Source organism: Pseudomonas sp. 14P_5.3_Bac1 (genome assembly GCF_025466135.1).
In the GTDB taxonomy this organism is placed as follows: domain Bacteria; phylum Pseudomonadota; class Gammaproteobacteria; order Pseudomonadales; family Pseudomonadaceae; genus Aquipseudomonas.
On record NZ_JANLOF010000007.1, the window covers coordinates 81,907 to 98,471 of the forward strand.

A 16,565-nucleotide genomic window follows, 5' to 3' on the forward strand; every position below is an offset into this window, starting at 1 on the left:
CCCCGCCGGGTTGAATCTTTCGCTCGCCAGGGCCTAAATGGTCACCATCCATTCCCGACGGCCCGCCTCCATGAAGTTGAGTATCTCCACCAAGCTGTTTATTGCGGTACTGGCCGGTGTGTTGCTGGTCATCCTGAGCATGGGCCTGGCGACCAGTTGGAGCTTCGGGCGGGGCTTTCTCGGGTACCTCAATGAGCAGGCGCTGGAGCGCATGGCGCCCGTGCTGCCGCGCCTGGCCAGCGCCTACGCGCGCGAAGGCAATTGGGAGTTCCTGCGCAACCAGCCGGACCGCTGGTTCGACATCATGCGGCCCGAACTTGGCGAGGATCCGGCGAAGAACGACCTGCGCACGCCTTTGGCCTCCGACCTGACAGGCGCGCTATTTCGCATCGCCTTGTTGGATAAACACAAAAAACGCGTGAACGGTTACCCGGATATTGGCGACGACGCGCTGTTGCGCCCGGTTGTCGTGGCCGACGAAACCGTGGGCTGGCTGGCCGTGACCCCGTTCCAGAGCGTGACCGAGGCCGGCGGCGAACGGTTCCAGCAATACCAGTTACGCACCAGTTTGGTCATGGGCGCGTTTTCGCTGTTGCTGGCGATGCTGATTGCCTGGTGGATCGCCCGAACGTTGCTGGAACCGGTCAAACGGGTGGCCGCAGCGACCCACCGTCTGGCCAGCGGTGACTACAGCAGTCGGGTGGCGGTGGCCTCCAATGACGAAGTGGGCCAATTGGCCCGTGACTTCAACCAGCTCGCCTACACCCTGGAGCGCAATGAACAGATGCGTCGCGAGTTCATGGCCGACGTTTCGCACGAGCTGCGCACCCCGCTGTCGGTAATGCGTGGCGAGCTGGAGGCCATCGAGGATGGCGTACGCACCCTGAACCCAGGCTCGATGAAGTCGTTGCAAGGCGAGGTCAGCATGCTCAGCAAACTGGTGGATGACCTGTATGAGTTGTCCCTGGCGGATATCGGCGCACTGACCTACCGCAAGAGCGTGTGTTCATTGGATCACTTGTTGCAAGCCAGCGTGTCGATGTTCCAGGAGCGTTTGAATACCCGGTACCTGCGCGTCGAATTGGACTTGCCGTCCCAACCGCTGGAGCTGTTCGCCGACGCCAATCGCTTGCAGCAATTGTTTTCCAACCTGTTGGAGAACGCCGTGCGCTACACCGATCCGGGGGGGGTCATACACATCCGCGCCTCCCAGGATCGCGCCGAGGTGTGCCTCGAGCTCCTCGACTCCGGCCCTGGTGTTTCGGCCGAGCAACTGCCGCGCCTGTTCGAGCGCTTCTATCGTGGCGAATCGTCGCGCAACCGTAGCAGTGGCGGGGCCGGCCTGGGGCTGGCGATTTGTCACAGCATCGCCCTCGCCCACGGCGGCAGCCTTGACGCCGCGCACTCCCCGCTTGGGGGGCTTTGGCTGACCCTGCGTCTGCCAAGGAACATCTGACTCATGAACGACGAAAGCCCGATCCTGATTGTCGAAGACGAACCGAAGCTGGCCGCATTGATGCAGGATTATGTGGTTGCGGCAGGCTACCCGACCCTGTGCCTGGACAACGGCTTGCAGGTGGTGCCGACCGTGCGCGCCCACACGCCGCGCCTGATCTTGCTCGACCTGATGCTGCCCGGCCGTGACGGTATGCAAGTTTGCCAGGACCTGCGGGTGTTCAGTGCCGTGCCCATCATCATGATCACCGCCCGCGTCGAAGAGGTGGACCGCCTGCTGGGGCTGGACCTGGGCGCCGACGACTACATCTGCAAGCCTTTCAGCCCGCGCGAAGTGGTTGCCCGGATCAAGGCCATCCTGCGCCGCGGTCCCCAACTGCTGACCAGCGCCCCACCGCGCCTGCTGATCGACGAAACGCAGTACCGCGCCTCACTCGACGGTATCGCACTGGACCTCACCCCCCTTGAGCTGCGACTGCTCAGCACCTTTGCACGCTCCGCCGGGCGGGTGTTTTCCCGCGACCAACTGCTGGACAAGATCTACTCCGACCACCGCGTGGTCACCGACCGTACGGTGGACAGCCATATTCGCAACCTGCGACGCAAACTGGAGCAGGCGTGCCCTGGAGAAACGCCCATCGAGTCATTGTATGGCGTGGGCTATCGGTTTCAGCTTGCCGACGCCTGAGGCCCCGTCGAGGTGAAGGCCTTGGCGTGAATGCGATGTCTGGGCAAGCCCCTCGGTGCGTCTATTTCGGATCGCGCCCCACGATTTAATCCTCGACATTTTCAACGCATAGGGCTTCGAGCAATACCGGCTCCAAGACGTCAAAGAAGCGTCTGATTTCCCCGGCTATCGCCGTTTACCTGGGTATTCAACTTTCGCGTCTTATGGCTGTGCGCGCAGGCGAGGCCGGGCGCCGCAGGCCCTCAGATACTCAGGAGTTCGGCCAGCGGAAAACGCTGCGTGGTCTTCATTTCTCGCAGCGACAGGTTCGAGCGAATACTCAAAACGCCCGGGAGCTTTCGCAGCACCTTTTCGACGAATCTGCTGTAACTGTCCAAATCCCTGGCGACGACTTGAAGTAAAAAATCCGCCTCGCCCGTTGTGTTGTGACAACTGAGTACCTGAGGCGCCGAGGCGATGATTTTTTCAAACTTTTCCGTGGCCTCTTCACTGTGATCACTGCAGGAAATCTGAACAAAAGCCATCACCCCCAGGCCCAGCTTTCTGCGATTCAGGATGGCTTGATACCCCTCAATCACCCCGCACTCCTCAAGGCGCTTTTGTTTACGCCAACAGGATGCTTCGCTGAGGGAAAGTTGCTCCGCCAATTTGACATTCGACAGTCGCCCATCTCGCTGCAATCGCTCTGATATTGCAATGTCCACCTTATCCAAACGCTCGAGCATGGTTGATCCTTTCAATTATGTGCCAGCTCACGGAGATTAATTTCATTCGGCGCAAACTATCAATCGCAATCTGAAAAGCAATTTCACCCCATTTGCACATAATGGATCACCGCTGATTCGAGCAGCCCCGCGCAAGAACGCCATTGAATACAGCGCCGTGTCTATCCAGGTAGAGGTTACTTTCATGAAAGCAGTTGTCTACGAAGCCTTTTCCAAACCGCCGCGCTTGATGGACGTCGAAGACCCGACGCCGGAGCGTCACGGTGTGGTGATACAGGTGAGGGGCACGGGGGTTTGCCGCAGCGACTGGCACGGCTGGAAAGGCCATGATCCGGACATCCAGTTGCCGCATGTTCCCGGGCATGAGCTTGCCGGCATCGTGGCCGAGGTTGGCCGCGACGTTACCCGGTGGAAGGTCGGCGACCGGGTGACGGTGCCCTTCGTAGGCGGGTGTGGCGCGTGTCCCGAGTGCAACAGCGGTAACCAGCAGGTCTGCACTACGCAGTTTCAACCGGGCTTTACCCACTGGGGTTCGTTTGCTGAATACGTCGGTATCCATCAGGCCGACCTGAACGTCGTGGCACTCCCTGAGAGCATGGACTTTGCCACCGCTGCAAGCCTGGGTTGTCGCTTCGCCACTTCATTTCGCGCCGTCGTTGACCAAGGCAAAGTCAGCGCCGGACAGTGGGTTGCGGTGCACGGCTGCGGAGGCGTCGGCCTGTCCGCAGTGATGATCGCCAACGCCCTCGGCGCGAACGTCATCGCCATCGATATTTCCCAGGAAAAACTAGAGCTGGCGCGCTCGCTCGGTGCCGTTGCAACCGTGAACGCACAAGCCGTTGCGGACGTCACCGAAGCCGTGCTGGAAATCACCCAGGGTGGCGCCCACGTCTCACTGGATGCGCTGGGCCATCCCACCACGTGCTTCAACTCCATCAACAACCTGCGCCGTCGAGGCAAACACGTCCAGGTAGGCCTGATGCTCGCCGACCACGCCACACCGGCGATCCCCATGAGCAAAGTCATCGCGCACGAGCTTGAGATCTACGGAAGCCACGGCATGCAAGCCCATCGTTATGACGCCATGGTCCAGATGATCACCGGCGGAAAACTCGCCCCGGAAAAACTCGTGGGTAAAACCATCAGCCTGGAGCAGTCCATCGACGCGTTGATGAACATGGATCGCTTCGAGACGGCTGGCGTAACGGTTGTGACCGAGTTCTAGCTCAGGCAGGACGCAACAGTACCCAGGCCACAATACCCATTAAGTATTGGTCACCACCTCCTGGGTATTTGACCTCTCCCAACCAAAGCAACACCATTGAGTTCATCAGGACCCCATCGGCACGCAGCTCAAGGAATGACCGCCTCCATGCACCCCATCTCTATTGAACGGGTCGAAGCTCACCTCGTCGAGCTGCCGACCCTTAGGCCACACCGGCTGGCGATGCATACCATCGAAACCCAAACTACCGTGATCCTGCGGATCCGCTTTAGCGACGGCATCGACGAGAACACCAGGGAGCGACGCTCAAACTGGGCAGCGCCGACTGGTTCGGCCTGGCCGACCCAGCCCTGCATGCCGAAGTCGAGCAACGCCTGGGCGCTCATCCGGGGCGAGCGTTCTTCGAGCCATTGAGCCCCATGGGCCTGAGCCTGCTTGAGCTGGGCGCCAGCGCTCGGGAAAATATCGGACAGCAGGCGCGCCAATGCTGACACCGGAGCCGCCCGTAACCCAGACCGGGGCCAGACGCTGGGTATGCCTGGTGATCCTGCTGGTGGATCGTTCCTGTCGCCCCTGGATTACTTCATCGTCAATATCGCCCTGCCCTTTATCAAGGCCGACCTGAAAGCCAGCGATGGCCTGATGCAGGCGTCGGTGTCGATCTACGCCGCAGCCTTTGCGCTGTTCCTGATCCTCGGCGGGCGTTTAGGGGACAGGTACGGGCCACGGCGGATTTTCATGCTTGGCATGCTTGGCTTTGCCGCCGCCTCGGTGGCTTGCGGCATCGCCGGCAGCGATCTGGGACTACGGCCTGGGGTTGTCGGCGACCATCCCGGTCCTTATCTCCACTCCCGGGCATCCGATGCAGAAAAGCATGGGCCTGATAGGCCTGGGCGAAACGATTTTTTCCTGGCCGATCTTGCTCACAGCTCTGGTGGTGTTGGTGACGTTGCCTCTGCTCAATGCAGCCCTGCACCCCCGGCAGGGGGAACAGGTGACCGAGATCGACGCCAGCCAGTACATCGCCAAGGATGAAAGCGGCCAGGGCGTGGACGGGCTGTTCGCCGACAACACCGTGGCCACTCGGCTCAACAACAGTAGGCTGCTGAGCCTGGCGGTGGGCCTGTTGGGTCTGGGCTACGTCGCCGTGAGTTTTTTCCGCGGAGCCAACCTCGATCTGAACAAGGTCAACTTTCTGATCCTGTTCCTCGGCATCCTGCTGCTGCGCACCCCGGCCCAGTACATAGCCAAGCTCAATGAGGGCATCAAGACCATTACCGGGATCATTCTCCAGTACCCCTTCTACGCCGGGATCATGGCGATCATGGCCGGTTCGGGCCTGGTGGACAGTGTCTCCAGGGTCTTTGTCGACGTGGCCAACCAGCAGACCTTGCCCTTCTGGGGCTTGCTCAGCTCGTTCCTGATCAACTTCTTCGCCCCTTCCGGCGGCGGCCACTGGGCGATTCAGGGCCCTTTCATGATCGAAGCTGCCCGTGCCCTGAACAGCTCACTGGCCCAGACCTCCATGGCGGTGATGCTGGGCAACGCCTGGAACGACCTGGTGCAGCCGTTCTGGATCCTCCCGGCCCTCGCCCTGTCACGGCTGAAACTCAAGGATGTGATGGGCTACACCGTGATCTGTATGTTCTGGGTCGGTGCCATCTACATCGGCACCGTTCTGCTGTGGGGATACCTGGGCCACCCGTGAATCCCGATTCATCATTTTCAGGAGTCTGCGTATGCCATTTGTAATCGAAACATGGGACAAGCCTGGCAGCCAGGCGGTCCGCAGCCGCCACCGGCCCAGCCACCTGGAGTACCTGGAGCGCCACGCGGCGCTGTTGATCGCGTGTGGCGCCAAGTTGCATGACGATGCCAGCGACCTGGGCGGTGGGTTCTACATCGTCGAACTGGATACCCGCGAACAGGCACAGGCGTTTATCGAGGGCGACCCGTTCTACCAGGCAGGGCTGTTTCTCAACGTACAGATCACCCGTTGGCGAAAAAGCTACGTACTCGGCAAAAACCTGCTGACCGAGTGACCACGGCACCACCAGGTGCCCCTGGACAGTGCTTGGCCAGGCACGACAAATAGCGGGCCAAGCGCCGACGTATGCGTAAATCCCAGGCAAAAAAAAGCCACTCGTTAGAGTGGCTTTTTCTTTGTGTTTGGAGCGGGAAACGAGACTCGAACTCGCGACCCCGACCTTGGCAAGGTCGTGCTCTACCAACTGAGCTATTCCCGCGTCTTGGTGGTGTGCATTCTATAGAATCCAGAACCCCCGTCAACCCCTTGATTCAAAAAAGTTTTATTTCTTTTCAACGGTGGTGCGCAGATGCGGCCAGGCAGCACGCAAATACTGAAGCATGGACCACAACGTCAGGCCCGCGGCGATCAGCAGCAAGGCGTAGCCGGTGAGCACCCAGAAGGAGAAGTCCGACGGATTGGCCAGCAGGATCACCAACGCGAGCATTTGCGCAGCGGTTTTCCATTTGCCCATGTTGGACACCGCCACGTGGGCGCGCGCGCCGATTTCGGCCATCCATTCGCGCAGGGCCGAGACGACGATCTCGCGGCCGATGATCACGGCGGCCGGCAGCGTCAGCCACAGGTTGCCGTGCTCCTGCACCAACAGGACCAGGGCCACGGCCACCATCAGTTTGTCGGCCACCGGATCAAGGAATGCACCAAAGGGCGTGCTCTGTTCCAGGCGACGCGCCAGGTAGCCGTCAAGCCAGTCGGTTGCGGCTGCAAAGGCAAACACTGAACTGGAGGCTGCATAGCTCCATTCGTACGGCAAATAGAACAACAAAATGAAAATCGGAATAAGCAGGACACGTAGAACGGTAATCAGATTAGGGATATTCATCGGCACAACTGGCTACGAGGTGAGAAGGCATTCTATTCGCTGTGCAGGTTTGCATAAATCAACTCAGCGAGCTTTTTACTGATACCGGGTGCTTTGGCTATTTCGTCAATGCTGGCACGGGACAGCTCCTGCAAGCCACCAAAATGTTTAAGCAGGTCGCGCCGGCGTGTCGGGCCAACGCCCGCCACCCCTTCCAGGGTTGAGGTTCGACGGGTTTTGCCGCGACGGGCACGGTGGCCAGTAATGGCAAAACGGTGGGCCTCGTCACGGATCTGTTGAATCAGGTGCAGCGCGGGTGAGTCGCCCTTCAAGGTGAACTCATGGGCGGCATCATTCAAGTACAACGTCTCGAAACCGGCCTTGCGCGTGGCGCCCTTGGCCACGCCGAGCAGGATCAGGTCGGGTACGGCCAGTTCGTTGAGCACGTCACGGGCCATGGACAACTGGCCCTTGCCGCCGTCCACCAGAAGAATATCCGGCAGTTTGCCCTCTCCGTCCTTCAACTTGCTGAAGCGTCGCGTCAGGGCCTGGTGCATCGCGGCGTAGTCATCGCCGGCGGTAACGCCTTCGATGTTGTAGCGCCGGTAATCGGATTTGATCGGCCCTTCCGGCCCGAACACCACACAGGACGCCACGGTGGCTTCGCCGCTGGAGTGGCTGATGTCGTAGCACTCCAGCCGTTGCGGCGGCTCGTCCAGGTTAAGCACTTCAGCCAAGGCGTCGAAGCGTGCGGCCACATGTTGCCGATTGGCCAGACGCGCACTCAGGGCTTGCTCGGCGTTTGTGACCGCCAGTTGCTGCCAACGGGCACGGGTACCGCGCACGCGGTGGCTGATGTCCAGCTCACGGCCGCGCAGCTCGTGGATGGCCTCGATCAGTGTGGGGAAGTCTTCATGCACCACGTTGACGATCAACTCCGAGGGCAGATCGCGCTCCGGGCTGCTGACGTAGTACTGACCAAGGAAAGCGGCCATGACCTCAGCCACTTCCTCGTCGATCCCGGTTTGCGGGAAGAAGTTCTTGCTGCCCAGCACTCGCCCGCCACGCACGCTGATCAAATGCACACAGGCGCCGCCCGGGTTGACGAACGCGGCGATCACATCGACGTCGCCGTTGCCGCCCTCCATGCTTTGCTGGTCCTGAACACGGCGCAACAGAGAGATCTGGTCGCGCAATTCAGCGGCCCGCTCGAAATCCAGCGTGCTGGCAGCCTGCTCCATGGCGCCGGAGAGCTCATCGGTGAGCGCATTGCTGCGCCCTTCGAGGAACATCACCGAATGGCGCACATCCTCGGCGTACTCCGCCGGATCAACCAGGCCGACACAAGGCGCCTTGCAGCGCTTGATCTGGTACTGCAGGCAAGGCCGTGTGCGGTTCTTGTAGAAGCTGTCTTCGCACTGGCGCACAAAAAAGGTCTTTTGCAGCAGGCTCAGGCTTTCGCGGATTGCACCGGCGCTGGGGTACGGCCCGAAATACTTGCCCTTCTGCTTCTTCGCGCCGCGGTGAATGCTCAGCCGCGGGAAGTCGCCGTCGGATAAAAACACGTAGGGATAGGATTTATCGTCGCGCAGCAGAATGTTGTAGGGCGGCCGCCACTCCTTGATCAGCGTCTGCTCAAGCAGCAGCGCTTCGGTTTCATTGGCGGTGATGGTGGTTTCAACCTGGGCGATGCGCGCCACCAGGGCAGCGGTTTTCGTCGCCAGGCCGGTCTTGCGAAAGTAGCTCGCCAGACGGTTTTTCAGGTTCTTGGCTTTGCCCACATAAAGCAGGCGCGCCTCGCTGTCGAACATGCGGTACACGCCGGGGCGGCCACTGCAGGTTGAGAGAAAGGCACTTGGATCAAACGGTGTGGTCATGTCAGGCGCTGGCGTCCACCATGCCGTGGCGCACCGCGAGCAGGGTCAATTCAACATCACTGCTGATGGCGAGCTTCTCGAAAATGCGATAGCGGTAGGTGTTAACGGTTTTGGGCGACAGGCAGAGCTTGTCGGAAATCGTCTGCACTTTCTGGCAGCCGACGATCATCAAGGCGATCTGGATCTCCCGCTCCGACAGCGCATCAAACGGCGAGTCGCTGGTGGGCTGGAACGATTTGATAGCCAACTGTTGGGCAATCTGCGGGCTGATATAACGCTGGCCGGCAAATACCAGGCGAATGGCTTGCACCATCTCCGCCAGGCCTGCGCCTTTGGTCAGGTAACCGGCCGCGCCTGCCTGTAGCAGACGTGTAGGAAAAGGGTCTTCCTCGCACACGGTCACCACCACGACTTTAATGTCCGGATGGCTGCGCAACAATTTGGTAGTGGCACCAAGACCGCCGATCCCAGGCATCTTGACGTCCATCAAAACCACATCGGGTTTCAACTCCCGGGCCTTGATCAGGGACTCCTCCCCTGACTCGGCCTGACCGACTACTTGCAGGCCATCGATGTCAGCCAGCATTCGTGTAATGCCTGTACGAACGAGATCATGGTCATCGACTACTAGCACCCTAATCAAGCAGACACCTCGCGATATGGTCTTATAGGTTGCTGAACACCTTAGCAAAAAACCATGGCGCAGACCTAGCTGCAAGCGTCATATATATAGAGTTTACGCACGCTATCGGTGCCCGACTTGCGCCGGACAGCCGATTTTACTGAGCAAAAGGTCAGCTTTGCGTGAGAGCCGACTTGTGTTTTCCGTTCTGCGACACGGAGTGTTCCGCCAGTGTGGAGGTCAGTCGGCGGATAGCGTCCTGATCTTCCTTGAGCATGACCCGGTAATTTTCCAGGATTTTTTCTTCCAACTGACTGAGGTTTTCCAGCTGCATAGGCGTCGGGCTTCCCGTCAGCACATATAAAACATCTACACCACGCTGAGCCACGCGTGACAGGTAGTCCGCCTTGGGTGCGCGGCCGCCGCTTTCGTATTTGCCTTGGGCATTTGCCTCGACGCCGCCGATTTCACCAAAAACTTTCTGCGACAGGCCAAGACGTTCTCTTTCCTGTCTTAAACGCGAACCGATTCCACTCATTTGGATGTATGATCCTGTCTGGCACACCCCAAGAGGTGACACACTCATCTCGTTTTAAACAAACTTGAACGGTTTTGAACTATGCCCGGTATTCGCACTGCTGCACAAGCCAAGGCCTGGCTGGAACATCAAGGGAAGTCAGTTCAAGCGTTTGCCCGTGAGCACGGCGTTGATCCGGCCACAACCTATCAAGTGCTCGCCGGGCGTAAAAAAGGACGGCGTGGGGAAGCCCACAAGGTGGCGGTCCTGTTGGGCATGAAAGAAGGAATTATCGTAGATGAGCCGGTAGCCCTGAACCGCGACCCGGAAATCGTTTCCTGACCGCAGTCTGCGCCTAGTGGCAAGACGTGCCTGTTTAGCCCGATGGACCAGCCGGACACTCGCGCTCCATGCGCCAGAAGCAACCCTCTTCCCCAACGATGCTCAACCCCAGGCGCTGATACAACCTGCGCGCCGGATTGGTTTTGAACACCGTCAAGCGTAAAAGACCCAGCCCCTGTGCGCGCGCCTTGAGCGCCATCTGCTCGAGAACCCAGCTGCCTGCGCCCTGCTTGCGGTAGTTTTCGGATAAGTGCAATTCGCGAATGTACAGAGCACTGTTGTCACGGCTCAGGCTGATAAACCCCAACACCGCGTCGCCCTTGCAGATCATCCAGTTCTCGCGGCTGCCCCAGCCCACGTCAAAGCCATAGTCAGACCACACAAGACCGTATTGCAGGTAGTAACCCCCCATGGCTTGGTGGGTCAGCCTCCGCGCGAATGGCAAGTCATCGCCAGTCGCGGCGCGCAGGTGAAACGTCATTTACAGCGCAGCCACGTGGCCAGACCAGTGGCCGCCATCGCGGCGGGCAAGCACCAACGCGTCGCCAGTGCCCGGTGCGGCGGCCAGCACGCTGCCGTCCGTGGCCCAGATGGCGCTGCGCCCTGCGCAGGCCCAGCCGCCTGAAGGCCCGCCATGGTTGGCCATCAACACCAGCATGCGATGCTCGGCGGCATAACCCTGGAGCAGCGCGCTGTCCGCGGCGTAGCCACCCTCGCTGATCAACACGCCGGCGGCGTACACATTGGCGCCGGCCTGCGCGGCCTCACGTGGATGGCTGGCGTGGGAAAAGTCTGCGCAAACCGCCAGCGCAATACGGTCATCCGCCCATTCGAGGGCGGCCCCGCCCTGCCCTGCGACAAACGCCACGTCTTCACCCGGATGCAAATGCCGCTTGGTGTACACCGCCAGCGACCCGTCCGCCGCCAACACCAGCGCGCCAATCAACACGCCCGCCTCGGGCGCCAAACGGATCGGCATCCCCACCACCGCCGTCAACTGCAGCGCCTGCGCCTTTTCACGCAGTGGCGCAAGCCGTGCATCCTCTGGCGCCATCGCCAGTTCAGCGGCCAGCGCCGGCTCATAGCCGGTCAGAGACAGCTCTGGAAACACCAGCAACTGCACACCGTGCTCCGCCGCCGCCTGCATGAACGCCAGGTGCCGCTGGATATTGGCCGGCACATCGCCTGCGATTGAAGTGGTCTGAGCAGCAGCAAGGGTCAAGGCAGTCATGGTCGCGTCCAAGCCATCAATATCTAAGTGTCAGCAGCATATCGATACTCACCCCATAGCCGTAAGTACCTCAGGCGATAGAAATTACTGATTGAATCCACCCGCGTGCCTCTAGTAAGCTCCCCGCATCATTTGGAGACACACCATGTTGCAACTCACCCACACTCAGGTTTGCCCTGCTGCCAGCGCCTCGCGCTCGGTGTCGGCTACCCGCGTGAACGGTTTGAGCGCACTGGTCAGCTTTTATTTTGGGTATTGGTTTAGCCACTGGCGCGCCTGATACCTGAAATCGGCGCCCACTACTCAAGGGGTCGCCTGCCAGAGAAATCTAACCCCCGGTCGGCTCCCCGACCGGGGGTTTTGTTTTTTCAGCCCTTACTCATTTTGCTTCACACCGAACACTAAAAGGACTCACGACATGAACTACGCCACCTATTACCGCTACGACACATCCACTGCATGGCGATTTAGCAAGCTCCGTTCGGGACAGCCTGCCGCCTCCGATCGGTCACCTATTGGTGGCAAGCCAACACACGTAGCCAATACGGCCAATTGTCGAACACCCCAGTAGGGCAGAGCGCGCGGGAATCGCCCGCCGCTTGCCCAGGAAGCCTTGAATATGAACTCTGCCACCGCCGCCTTGCCTGTTGCCAACCTGTCCAGCGCCAATGAAGCCCTGACCCAGCGCCTGCCCAGCTCGCTTGAACTCAAGCACCAGTTGCCCCTCAGCCCGTTCCTCAACGAACAGATCCACGCCCATCGCCAAGCCGTGCGCGCCATCCTCAACGGTGAAGACGCCCGTTTGCTGGTGATTGTCGGCCCGTGCTCGATCCACGATCCCGAATCGGCCATGGAATACGCACGCAATCTGAAGAAACTCGCGCTTGAAGTCAGCGACCAGATGCTGCTGGTGATCCGCGCCTACGTGGAAAAACCGCGCACCACCATCGGCTGGAAAGGCCTGGCCTACGACCCGCACCTGGACGGCAGCGATGACATGGCCGCAGGCCTGACCCTGTCGCGCGAACTGATGCGTGAAATGCTGCGCCTGGGCCTGCCGGTCGCCACCGAGCTGCTGCAACCCATGGCCGCCGGCTACTTCGATGACCTGCTCAGCTGGGTCGCCATTGGCGCTCGCACTACCGAATCGCAGATCCACCGCGAAATGGCCAGCGGCCTGGGCATGCCGGTCGGCTTCAAGAACGGCACCGACGGCGGCGTCGCGATTGCCTGTGACGCGATGCGCTCGGCGTCACACCCGCACCGCCACTTCGGCGTCGACAGCCAGGGCCATCCGGCAATCATCCAGACCCCAGGCAACCCCGACACGCACCTGGTGCTGCGCGGCGGCCACCGTGGGCCAAACTACGATGCGCAAAGTGTGGCCCAGGTAAAACACGATTTGGCCAAGTCCAAAGTCGCGGCGCGGATCATGGTCGATTGCAGCCACGCCAACAGCGGCAAAGACCCGTTGCGTCAGCCGGCAGTGTTCAACGACGTGCTGGAACAACGCCTGCAAGGCGACACCTCGCTGATCGGCATGATGCTCGAAAGCCATCTGTTCGAAGGTTGCCAGCCGTTGAGCGCGTCGATGAAATACGGCGTGTCAGTGACCGATGGTTGCCTGGGCTGGAGTGGCACCGAGCATCTGTTGCGTGGTGCGGCTGAGCGGTTGCGGGAACACCACAAAGCTGACTGACGCATGGAGATCAAAATGTGGGAGCTGGCTTGCCTGCGAAGGCGGTGGATCAGTCAGAAAACCTGGCACTGATAGACCGCATTCGGGGGCAAGCCCCCTCCCACACTTGTACGGTGTTTGGGTCGGGAAAGTGGATACAACGCCTCATCAAACTGCGCCAGTTTCGCAAACACCAAGGGCTGCTCACTCGCCAGCCCTTGCAGTCTCTGCGCATACCCCAGCAGAAAATCCCGCCGCTGCAATCGATTGCTTCTTCACCCCCAGCCGTTGCTCCAGGGCATACACCAGATAGTCAGGGTTCTCGCGCGTGGAAAAATCCGCCGCCGACGCTACCGGCTTCCACTGCATGGCGTACAAGTCACTGAAATGATCGAGCCAGCCCGGGTCCATTTCCGGTTCCGATGAAAACAGCAGGCCGGTGTAGTCCTGGTAAGGCGGGGTAAAAATCGCGCTGCAGCTGCCCTGGTCAACCACGCTGCCCCACTGCATCACCACCTCATCGGCAATCGCGCGCACCGTGGCGACGTCGTGGGTGATGAACAGGCAAGCCAGCTCCCACACTGGATGCTCATTGGCTGGTCGATCCCTAGGCCTGCCACCACCGCTCGATCAGCCGCAGCCCATCCAACTCACCATAAGGCGCGGTCAGCGGCCCGCGGCTGAGGCGGTTCGAACGCGCCGCCATCGTCCCGGCACAGGGCCTGCATTTCGTTGTACATCTCTTGGCGCAGCCGCGCGTTCATCTCGCCACGGGCCGCCGTGAGCAGTTGGTTAAAGCGCGCGTTGTCCCAGAGGGTTTCGTTCCAGGCCGCGCCTTTGGCGTAGCCGATGCTGAACATGCGGTCGGCGGTCAGGCTGCTGTACCAGAACGAGGTGGTGAACGGCTGCTTTATCCACACATTGGAGAAGTAGCCGTCGGCCGGCTCGCGCACCACGTCAATGTCGATACCGGCCTGGCACGCCTGTTCCTTGAACAGTACCGAGGCGTCCACCGCGCCGGTGTAAGCAGCGTCGCAAGCTTGCAGGCGCACCTTGAACGACTCCACCCCGGCCTCGCGCAAGTAGAAGCGCGACTTGTCCGGGTCGTAGCGGCGCTGCTCCAGCGCGGCGTTGATAAAGCGGCTGCCCGGCTGGATAGGGTGGTCGTTGCCCACCAGGCCATAACCGTGCAGCACCGACGCCAGCAGGGTTTCGCGGTTGATCGCGTGCTTCATGGCCATGCGAATGTCGTTGTTGTTGAATTCGTTGCTGTCGCACAGCATCGGGAAGGTGTAGTGCTGGGCGCCCTTGGTTTCTTCAATAACCAAACCTGGGTTGCGCTTGAGCAACGCCACGGTTTTCAGGTCGACTTTATCGATCACATCGACTTGCCCGAACCCGGGCAAGGTAGAGACGCGAGTCATCTGGGTGATTACGCCGCCAACCTTTTGAGCCGCTTGCGCCGGTGGATGGCGTGGTTCGACCGCTGAGCGATCTCACGGCCACTTGAATACCTCATCGACCGGCACGCGATAACCGGTGGCCAGGCGGTTGGTTTGATTGGCCATGCCGACCACCGCCTGCAACTCGCCGAACATCGCGTCAGTCATACCGGCCTTGCGCGCGGCGGCCGTGTGGGAGGCGATGCAATACGGGCAATTGTTGGTCACGCTGACGGCCACGTAGAGCAACTCCTTGGTCAGCGGATCCAGTGCGCCGGGGGCCATGATTTCCTTGAGGCTTTCCCAGGTGCGGCGCAGGGTCGGCGGGTGGGCGGCCAGGCATTTCCAGAAGTTATTCACCTGGTCAACCTTGCGCGTCTGCATGATGTCGTCATACACCGCGCGCACCTCGGGGCTGGCGTCGGCGTATTCGGTCAAGTGTTGGGTCATGGCATGTTCCGGGCTGACAGTGGGTGTTCTGGAATACCGTGCGGCAGCTGTCTGTGGCAAGTGAAGCCGCATTTTTTATGGCGGGCGAGACTCGTGACTTCTGGTAAAGAGTCCTTTTCGGGTTCGACGGTTTTTCCGAAGGAACGTCGAGGGGATACTCGACTCCACTGTTCACACCCCTTCAGGAGTTACAGATGTCTATCCCTATGCAAAACGTTCCCGCCTTCGGACTTGGCACCTTCCGCCTGCAAGGCCAAGTGGTAATCGACTCTGTGAGCACGGGCCTGGAACTGGGCTACCGCGTCATCGATACCGCGCAGATCTACGAGAACGAAGCGGATGTCGGCCAAGCCATTGCCGACAGCGGCGTGCCGCGTGACGAACTGTTCATCACCAGCAAAATCTGGATTGCCAATTTCGCCGAAGGCCAGTTGATTCCCAGCCTGCGTGAAAGCCTGCGCAAACTGAAGACCGACTACCTGGACCTGACCCTGATCCACTGGCCGTCGCCGGAAGACCAGGTGCCCGTCGCCCAATTCATGGGCCAGTTGCTGGAAGCCAAGCGCCTGGGCCTGACGCGCCAGATCGGTATTTCCAACTTCACCATCGACCTGATGAAGCAGGCGATTGCCGCGGTGGGCGCCGAAAACATCGCCACCAACCAGGTCGAACTGCACCCCTACCTGCAAAACCAGAAGGTGGTGGATTTCGCCACCGCCCACGGTATTCAGATTACGTCGTACATGACCCTGGCCTACGGCGAAGTGCTCAAAGACCCGGTAATCCAGCAGATCGCCGAACGCCACCAAGCCACGGCGGCGCAAGTGACCCTCGCGTGGGCCATGCAATTGGGCTATGCGGTGATTCCGTCGTCCACCAAACGTGCCAATCTGGACAGCAACCTCAAGGCCCTGCAACTCACTTTGAGCGCTGCCGACATGGCACAGATCGCCGGCCTGGAGCGCGGCCATCGCCTGACCAGCCCTAAAGGCATCGCCCCGAAGTGGGACTAAACCCCGGCCGCCGGCGTGCGGGATAACTCCCGCAGCCACGGCAATACCCGCAGGCCCCGGTGGGCCTCGGGTGGGTCGATGATGTCCATGAAGTGCTCGAGGTTGACGGTGTCCGGCATGCCCGGCAGCCGGACCAGCAACGTCGGCGGTACACCGCCTTGAATATCCAGGTCCTGGTGGTCATAGACCAGTACATGATGCACCTGGGGCTGCGGCCCGTCGGCCTGGGCGGTCAACCCCGCATTAATGATCAGTACGTCGAATGGCTCGGCCGGGATGGCGGTAAGAATCTGGACTTCTTCAAGGGTTTGCACCGGAACAATCCGGTGGTACCCCAGCTGGTTGAGCATTTTTTCGATGTACAGCCGCTGCAGGTGCTGTTCATCGGCAATCAGGATGGTCAGTGCTTTGTTCGGCATGGCAAACCCCTGGGCAGGCTGTGCTCGTCAGT

The 16,565-nt window shown here is 60.4% G+C and carries 17 protein-coding genes, 1 tRNA gene and 5 pseudogenes; 10 read left to right on the forward strand and 13 right to left on the reverse strand.

What is annotated here, in order from left to right:
- Positions 1–70 precede the first annotated feature (70 nt).
- Complete coding sequence (baeS, locus tag NTD89_RS01450; RefSeq protein WP_262206214.1) at positions 71–1,456, forward strand: sensor histidine kinase efflux regulator BaeS; 1,386 nt, start codon at positions 71–73, stop codon at positions 1,454–1,456.
- A gap of 3 nt (positions 1,457–1,459) precedes the next feature.
- Positions 1,460–2,143, forward strand: coding sequence for a response regulator (locus NTD89_RS01455; protein ID WP_262206215.1), 684 nt, complete (start codon positions 1,460–1,462; stop codon positions 2,141–2,143).
- 242 nt (positions 2,144–2,385) lie between these two features.
- On the opposite strand, the gene NTD89_RS01460 is transcribed toward NTD89_RS01455, so the two are convergent.
- Positions 2,386–2,868: an Lrp/AsnC family transcriptional regulator gene (locus tag NTD89_RS01460; protein WP_242200169.1), complete on the reverse strand. Its 483-nt coding sequence runs from the start codon at positions 2,866–2,868 to the stop codon at positions 2,386–2,388.
- Between the two features lie 184 nt (positions 2,869–3,052).
- Here NTD89_RS01460 and NTD89_RS01465 point away from each other — a divergent pair, with 184 nt between their 5' ends.
- The 5 genes and pseudogenes from NTD89_RS01465 (at position 3,053) to NTD89_RS01485 (ending at position 6,135) form a co-directional block, all read left to right on the forward strand.
- Positions 3,053–4,093 (forward strand): zinc-dependent alcohol dehydrogenase family protein, encoded by a 1,041-nt coding sequence (locus NTD89_RS01465; RefSeq protein ID WP_145163470.1) that lies wholly within the window; start codon positions 3,053–3,055, stop codon positions 4,091–4,093.
- A gap of 147 nt (positions 4,094–4,240) precedes the next feature.
- Positions 4,241–4,375, forward strand: a pseudogene (locus tag NTD89_RS01470) (muconate cycloisomerase); the annotation flags it as partial.
- A gap of 252 nt (positions 4,376–4,627) precedes the next feature.
- Positions 4,628–4,819, forward strand: a pseudogene (locus NTD89_RS01475) (MFS transporter); the annotation flags it as partial.
- 91 nt (positions 4,820–4,910) lie between these two features.
- Positions 4,911–5,801 (forward strand): TIGR00366 family protein, encoded by an 891-nt coding sequence (locus NTD89_RS01480; RefSeq protein WP_262206216.1) that lies wholly within the window; start codon positions 4,911–4,913, stop codon positions 5,799–5,801.
- A gap of 31 nt (positions 5,802–5,832) precedes the next feature.
- The gene (locus NTD89_RS01485) at positions 5,833–6,135 is read left to right on the forward strand and encodes a YciI family protein (RefSeq protein ID WP_145163459.1); all 303 of its coding nucleotides are present in this window, start codon (positions 5,833–5,835) and stop codon (positions 6,133–6,135) included.
- Positions 6,136–6,263: 128 nt separating this feature from the next.
- Here NTD89_RS01485 and NTD89_RS01490 read toward each other — a convergent pair.
- The 5 genes from NTD89_RS01490 to NTD89_RS01510 form a co-directional block, all read right to left on the reverse strand.
- A tRNA-Gly gene (locus NTD89_RS01490) sits at positions 6,264–6,339 on the reverse strand.
- 63 nt (positions 6,340–6,402) lie between these two features.
- Positions 6,403–6,963: a CDP-diacylglycerol--glycerol-3-phosphate 3-phosphatidyltransferase gene (gene pgsA / locus NTD89_RS01495; RefSeq protein WP_003232771.1), complete on the reverse strand. Its 561-nt coding sequence runs from the start codon at positions 6,961–6,963 to the stop codon at positions 6,403–6,405.
- A gap of 32 nt (positions 6,964–6,995) precedes the next feature.
- Entirely contained in the window at positions 6,996–8,819 is a 1,824-nt protein-coding gene (gene uvrC / locus NTD89_RS01500; RefSeq protein ID WP_145163457.1) for an excinuclease ABC subunit UvrC, read from the reverse strand.
- Between the two features lies 1 nt (position 8,820).
- On the reverse strand, positions 8,821–9,462 hold the full coding sequence (gene uvrY, locus NTD89_RS01505; protein ID WP_003190387.1) for a UvrY/SirA/GacA family response regulator transcription factor: 642 nt from the start codon (positions 9,460–9,462) through the stop codon (positions 8,821–8,823).
- Between the two features lie 151 nt (positions 9,463–9,613).
- A complete protein-coding gene (locus NTD89_RS01510; RefSeq protein WP_145163455.1) occupies positions 9,614–9,979 on the reverse strand; it encodes a helix-turn-helix domain-containing protein in 366 nt (121 codons plus the stop codon).
- An 81-nt stretch (positions 9,980–10,060) separates the two neighbouring features.
- Here NTD89_RS01510 and NTD89_RS01515 point away from each other — a divergent pair, with 81 nt between their 5' ends.
- On the forward strand, positions 10,061–10,300 hold the full coding sequence (locus NTD89_RS01515; protein WP_106579986.1) for a DNA-binding protein: 240 nt from the start codon (positions 10,061–10,063) through the stop codon (positions 10,298–10,300).
- Between the two features lie 34 nt (positions 10,301–10,334).
- Here NTD89_RS01515 and NTD89_RS01520 read toward each other — a convergent pair whose 3' ends face one another.
- Together NTD89_RS01520 and NTD89_RS01525 are read right to left on the reverse strand one after the other, a co-directional pair.
- Positions 10,335–10,781, reverse strand: coding sequence for a GNAT family N-acetyltransferase (locus NTD89_RS01520; protein WP_262206219.1), 447 nt, complete (start codon positions 10,779–10,781; stop codon positions 10,335–10,337).
- Positions 10,782–11,531 carry a carbon-nitrogen hydrolase family protein gene (locus NTD89_RS01525; RefSeq protein ID WP_262206220.1) on the reverse strand — a complete coding sequence of 250 codons (750 nt, stop codon included), beginning with the start codon at positions 11,529–11,531 and terminating at the stop codon, positions 10,782–10,784.
- Between the two features lie 619 nt (positions 11,532–12,150).
- Here NTD89_RS01525 and NTD89_RS01530 point away from each other — a divergent pair.
- Positions 12,151–13,230, forward strand: coding sequence for a 3-deoxy-7-phosphoheptulonate synthase (locus NTD89_RS01530; protein ID WP_262206221.1), 1,080 nt, complete (start codon positions 12,151–12,153; stop codon positions 13,228–13,230).
- Between the two features lie 234 nt (positions 13,231–13,464).
- Here NTD89_RS01530 and NTD89_RS01535 read toward each other — a convergent pair.
- From NTD89_RS01535 to NTD89_RS01550, 4 genes and pseudogenes are all read right to left on the reverse strand, one after another.
- Positions 13,465–13,593: pseudogene (locus NTD89_RS01535) on the reverse strand (flavodoxin family protein); the annotation flags it as partial.
- Positions 13,594–13,596: 3 nt separating this feature from the next.
- A pseudogene (locus NTD89_RS01540) lies at positions 13,597–13,782 on the reverse strand (ABC transporter); the annotation flags it as partial.
- Between the two features lie 34 nt (positions 13,783–13,816).
- A pseudogene (locus NTD89_RS01545) lies at positions 13,817–14,603 on the reverse strand (ABC transporter substrate-binding protein); the annotation flags it as partial.
- Positions 14,604–14,705: 102 nt separating this feature from the next.
- Complete coding sequence (locus NTD89_RS01550) at positions 14,706–15,101, reverse strand: carboxymuconolactone decarboxylase family protein (RefSeq protein ID WP_106579962.1); 396 nt, start codon at positions 15,099–15,101, stop codon at positions 14,706–14,708.
- Positions 15,102–15,295: 194 nt separating this feature from the next.
- Here NTD89_RS01550 and dkgB point away from each other — a divergent pair, with 194 nt between their 5' ends.
- A complete protein-coding gene (gene dkgB / locus NTD89_RS01555; RefSeq protein ID WP_262206223.1) occupies positions 15,296–16,114 on the forward strand; it encodes a 2,5-didehydrogluconate reductase DkgB in 819 nt (272 codons plus the stop codon).
- On the opposite strand, the gene NTD89_RS01560 is transcribed toward dkgB, so the two are convergent.
- Positions 16,111–16,533 carry a chemotaxis protein CheY gene (locus NTD89_RS01560; protein WP_262206224.1) on the reverse strand — a complete coding sequence of 141 codons (423 nt, stop codon included), beginning with the start codon at positions 16,531–16,533 and terminating at the stop codon, positions 16,111–16,113. The genes dkgB and NTD89_RS01560 overlap by 4 nt on opposite strands.
- Positions 16,534–16,565 lie beyond the last annotated feature (32 nt).

Bases quoted from the DNA above. Each gene is read 5' to 3' on its own strand.
- baeS (WP_262206214.1), top strand. From the start codon at position 71: ATGAAGTTGAGTATCTCCACCAAGCTGTTTATTGCGGTACTGGCCGGT.
- NTD89_RS01455 (WP_262206215.1), top strand. From the start codon at position 1,460: ATGAACGACGAAAGCCCGATCCTGATTGTCGAAGACGAACCGAAGCTG.
- NTD89_RS01460 (WP_242200169.1), bottom strand. From the start codon at position 2,868: ATGCTCGAGCGTTTGGATAAGGTGGACATTGCAATATCAGAGCGATTG.
- NTD89_RS01465 (WP_145163470.1), top strand. From the start codon at position 3,053: ATGAAAGCAGTTGTCTACGAAGCCTTTTCCAAACCGCCGCGCTTGATG.
- NTD89_RS01485 (WP_145163459.1), top strand. From the start codon at position 5,833: ATGCCATTTGTAATCGAAACATGGGACAAGCCTGGCAGCCAGGCGGTC.
- pgsA (WP_003232771.1), bottom strand. From the start codon at position 6,963: ATGAATATCCCTAATCTGATTACCGTTCTACGTGTCCTGCTTATTCCG.
- uvrC (WP_145163457.1), bottom strand. From the start codon at position 8,819: ATGACCACACCGTTTGATCCAAGTGCCTTTCTCTCAACCTGCAGTGGC.
- NTD89_RS01510 (WP_145163455.1), bottom strand. From the start codon at position 9,979: ATGAGTGGAATCGGTTCGCGTTTAAGACAGGAAAGAGAACGTCTTGGC.
- NTD89_RS01515 (WP_106579986.1), top strand. From the start codon at position 10,061: ATGCCCGGTATTCGCACTGCTGCACAAGCCAAGGCCTGGCTGGAACAT.
- NTD89_RS01520 (WP_262206219.1), bottom strand. From the start codon at position 10,781: ATGACGTTTCACCTGCGCGCCGCGACTGGCGATGACTTGCCATTCGCG.
- NTD89_RS01525 (WP_262206220.1), bottom strand. From the start codon at position 11,531: ATGACTGCCTTGACCCTTGCTGCTGCTCAGACCACTTCAATCGCAGGC.
- NTD89_RS01530 (WP_262206221.1), top strand. From the start codon at position 12,151: ATGAACTCTGCCACCGCCGCCTTGCCTGTTGCCAACCTGTCCAGCGCC.
- NTD89_RS01550 (WP_106579962.1), bottom strand. From the start codon at position 15,101: ATGACCCAACACTTGACCGAATACGCCGACGCCAGCCCCGAGGTGCGC.
- dkgB (WP_262206223.1), top strand. From the start codon at position 15,296: ATGTCTATCCCTATGCAAAACGTTCCCGCCTTCGGACTTGGCACCTTC.
- NTD89_RS01560 (WP_262206224.1), bottom strand. From the start codon at position 16,533: ATGCCGAACAAAGCACTGACCATCCTGATTGCCGATGAACAGCACCTG.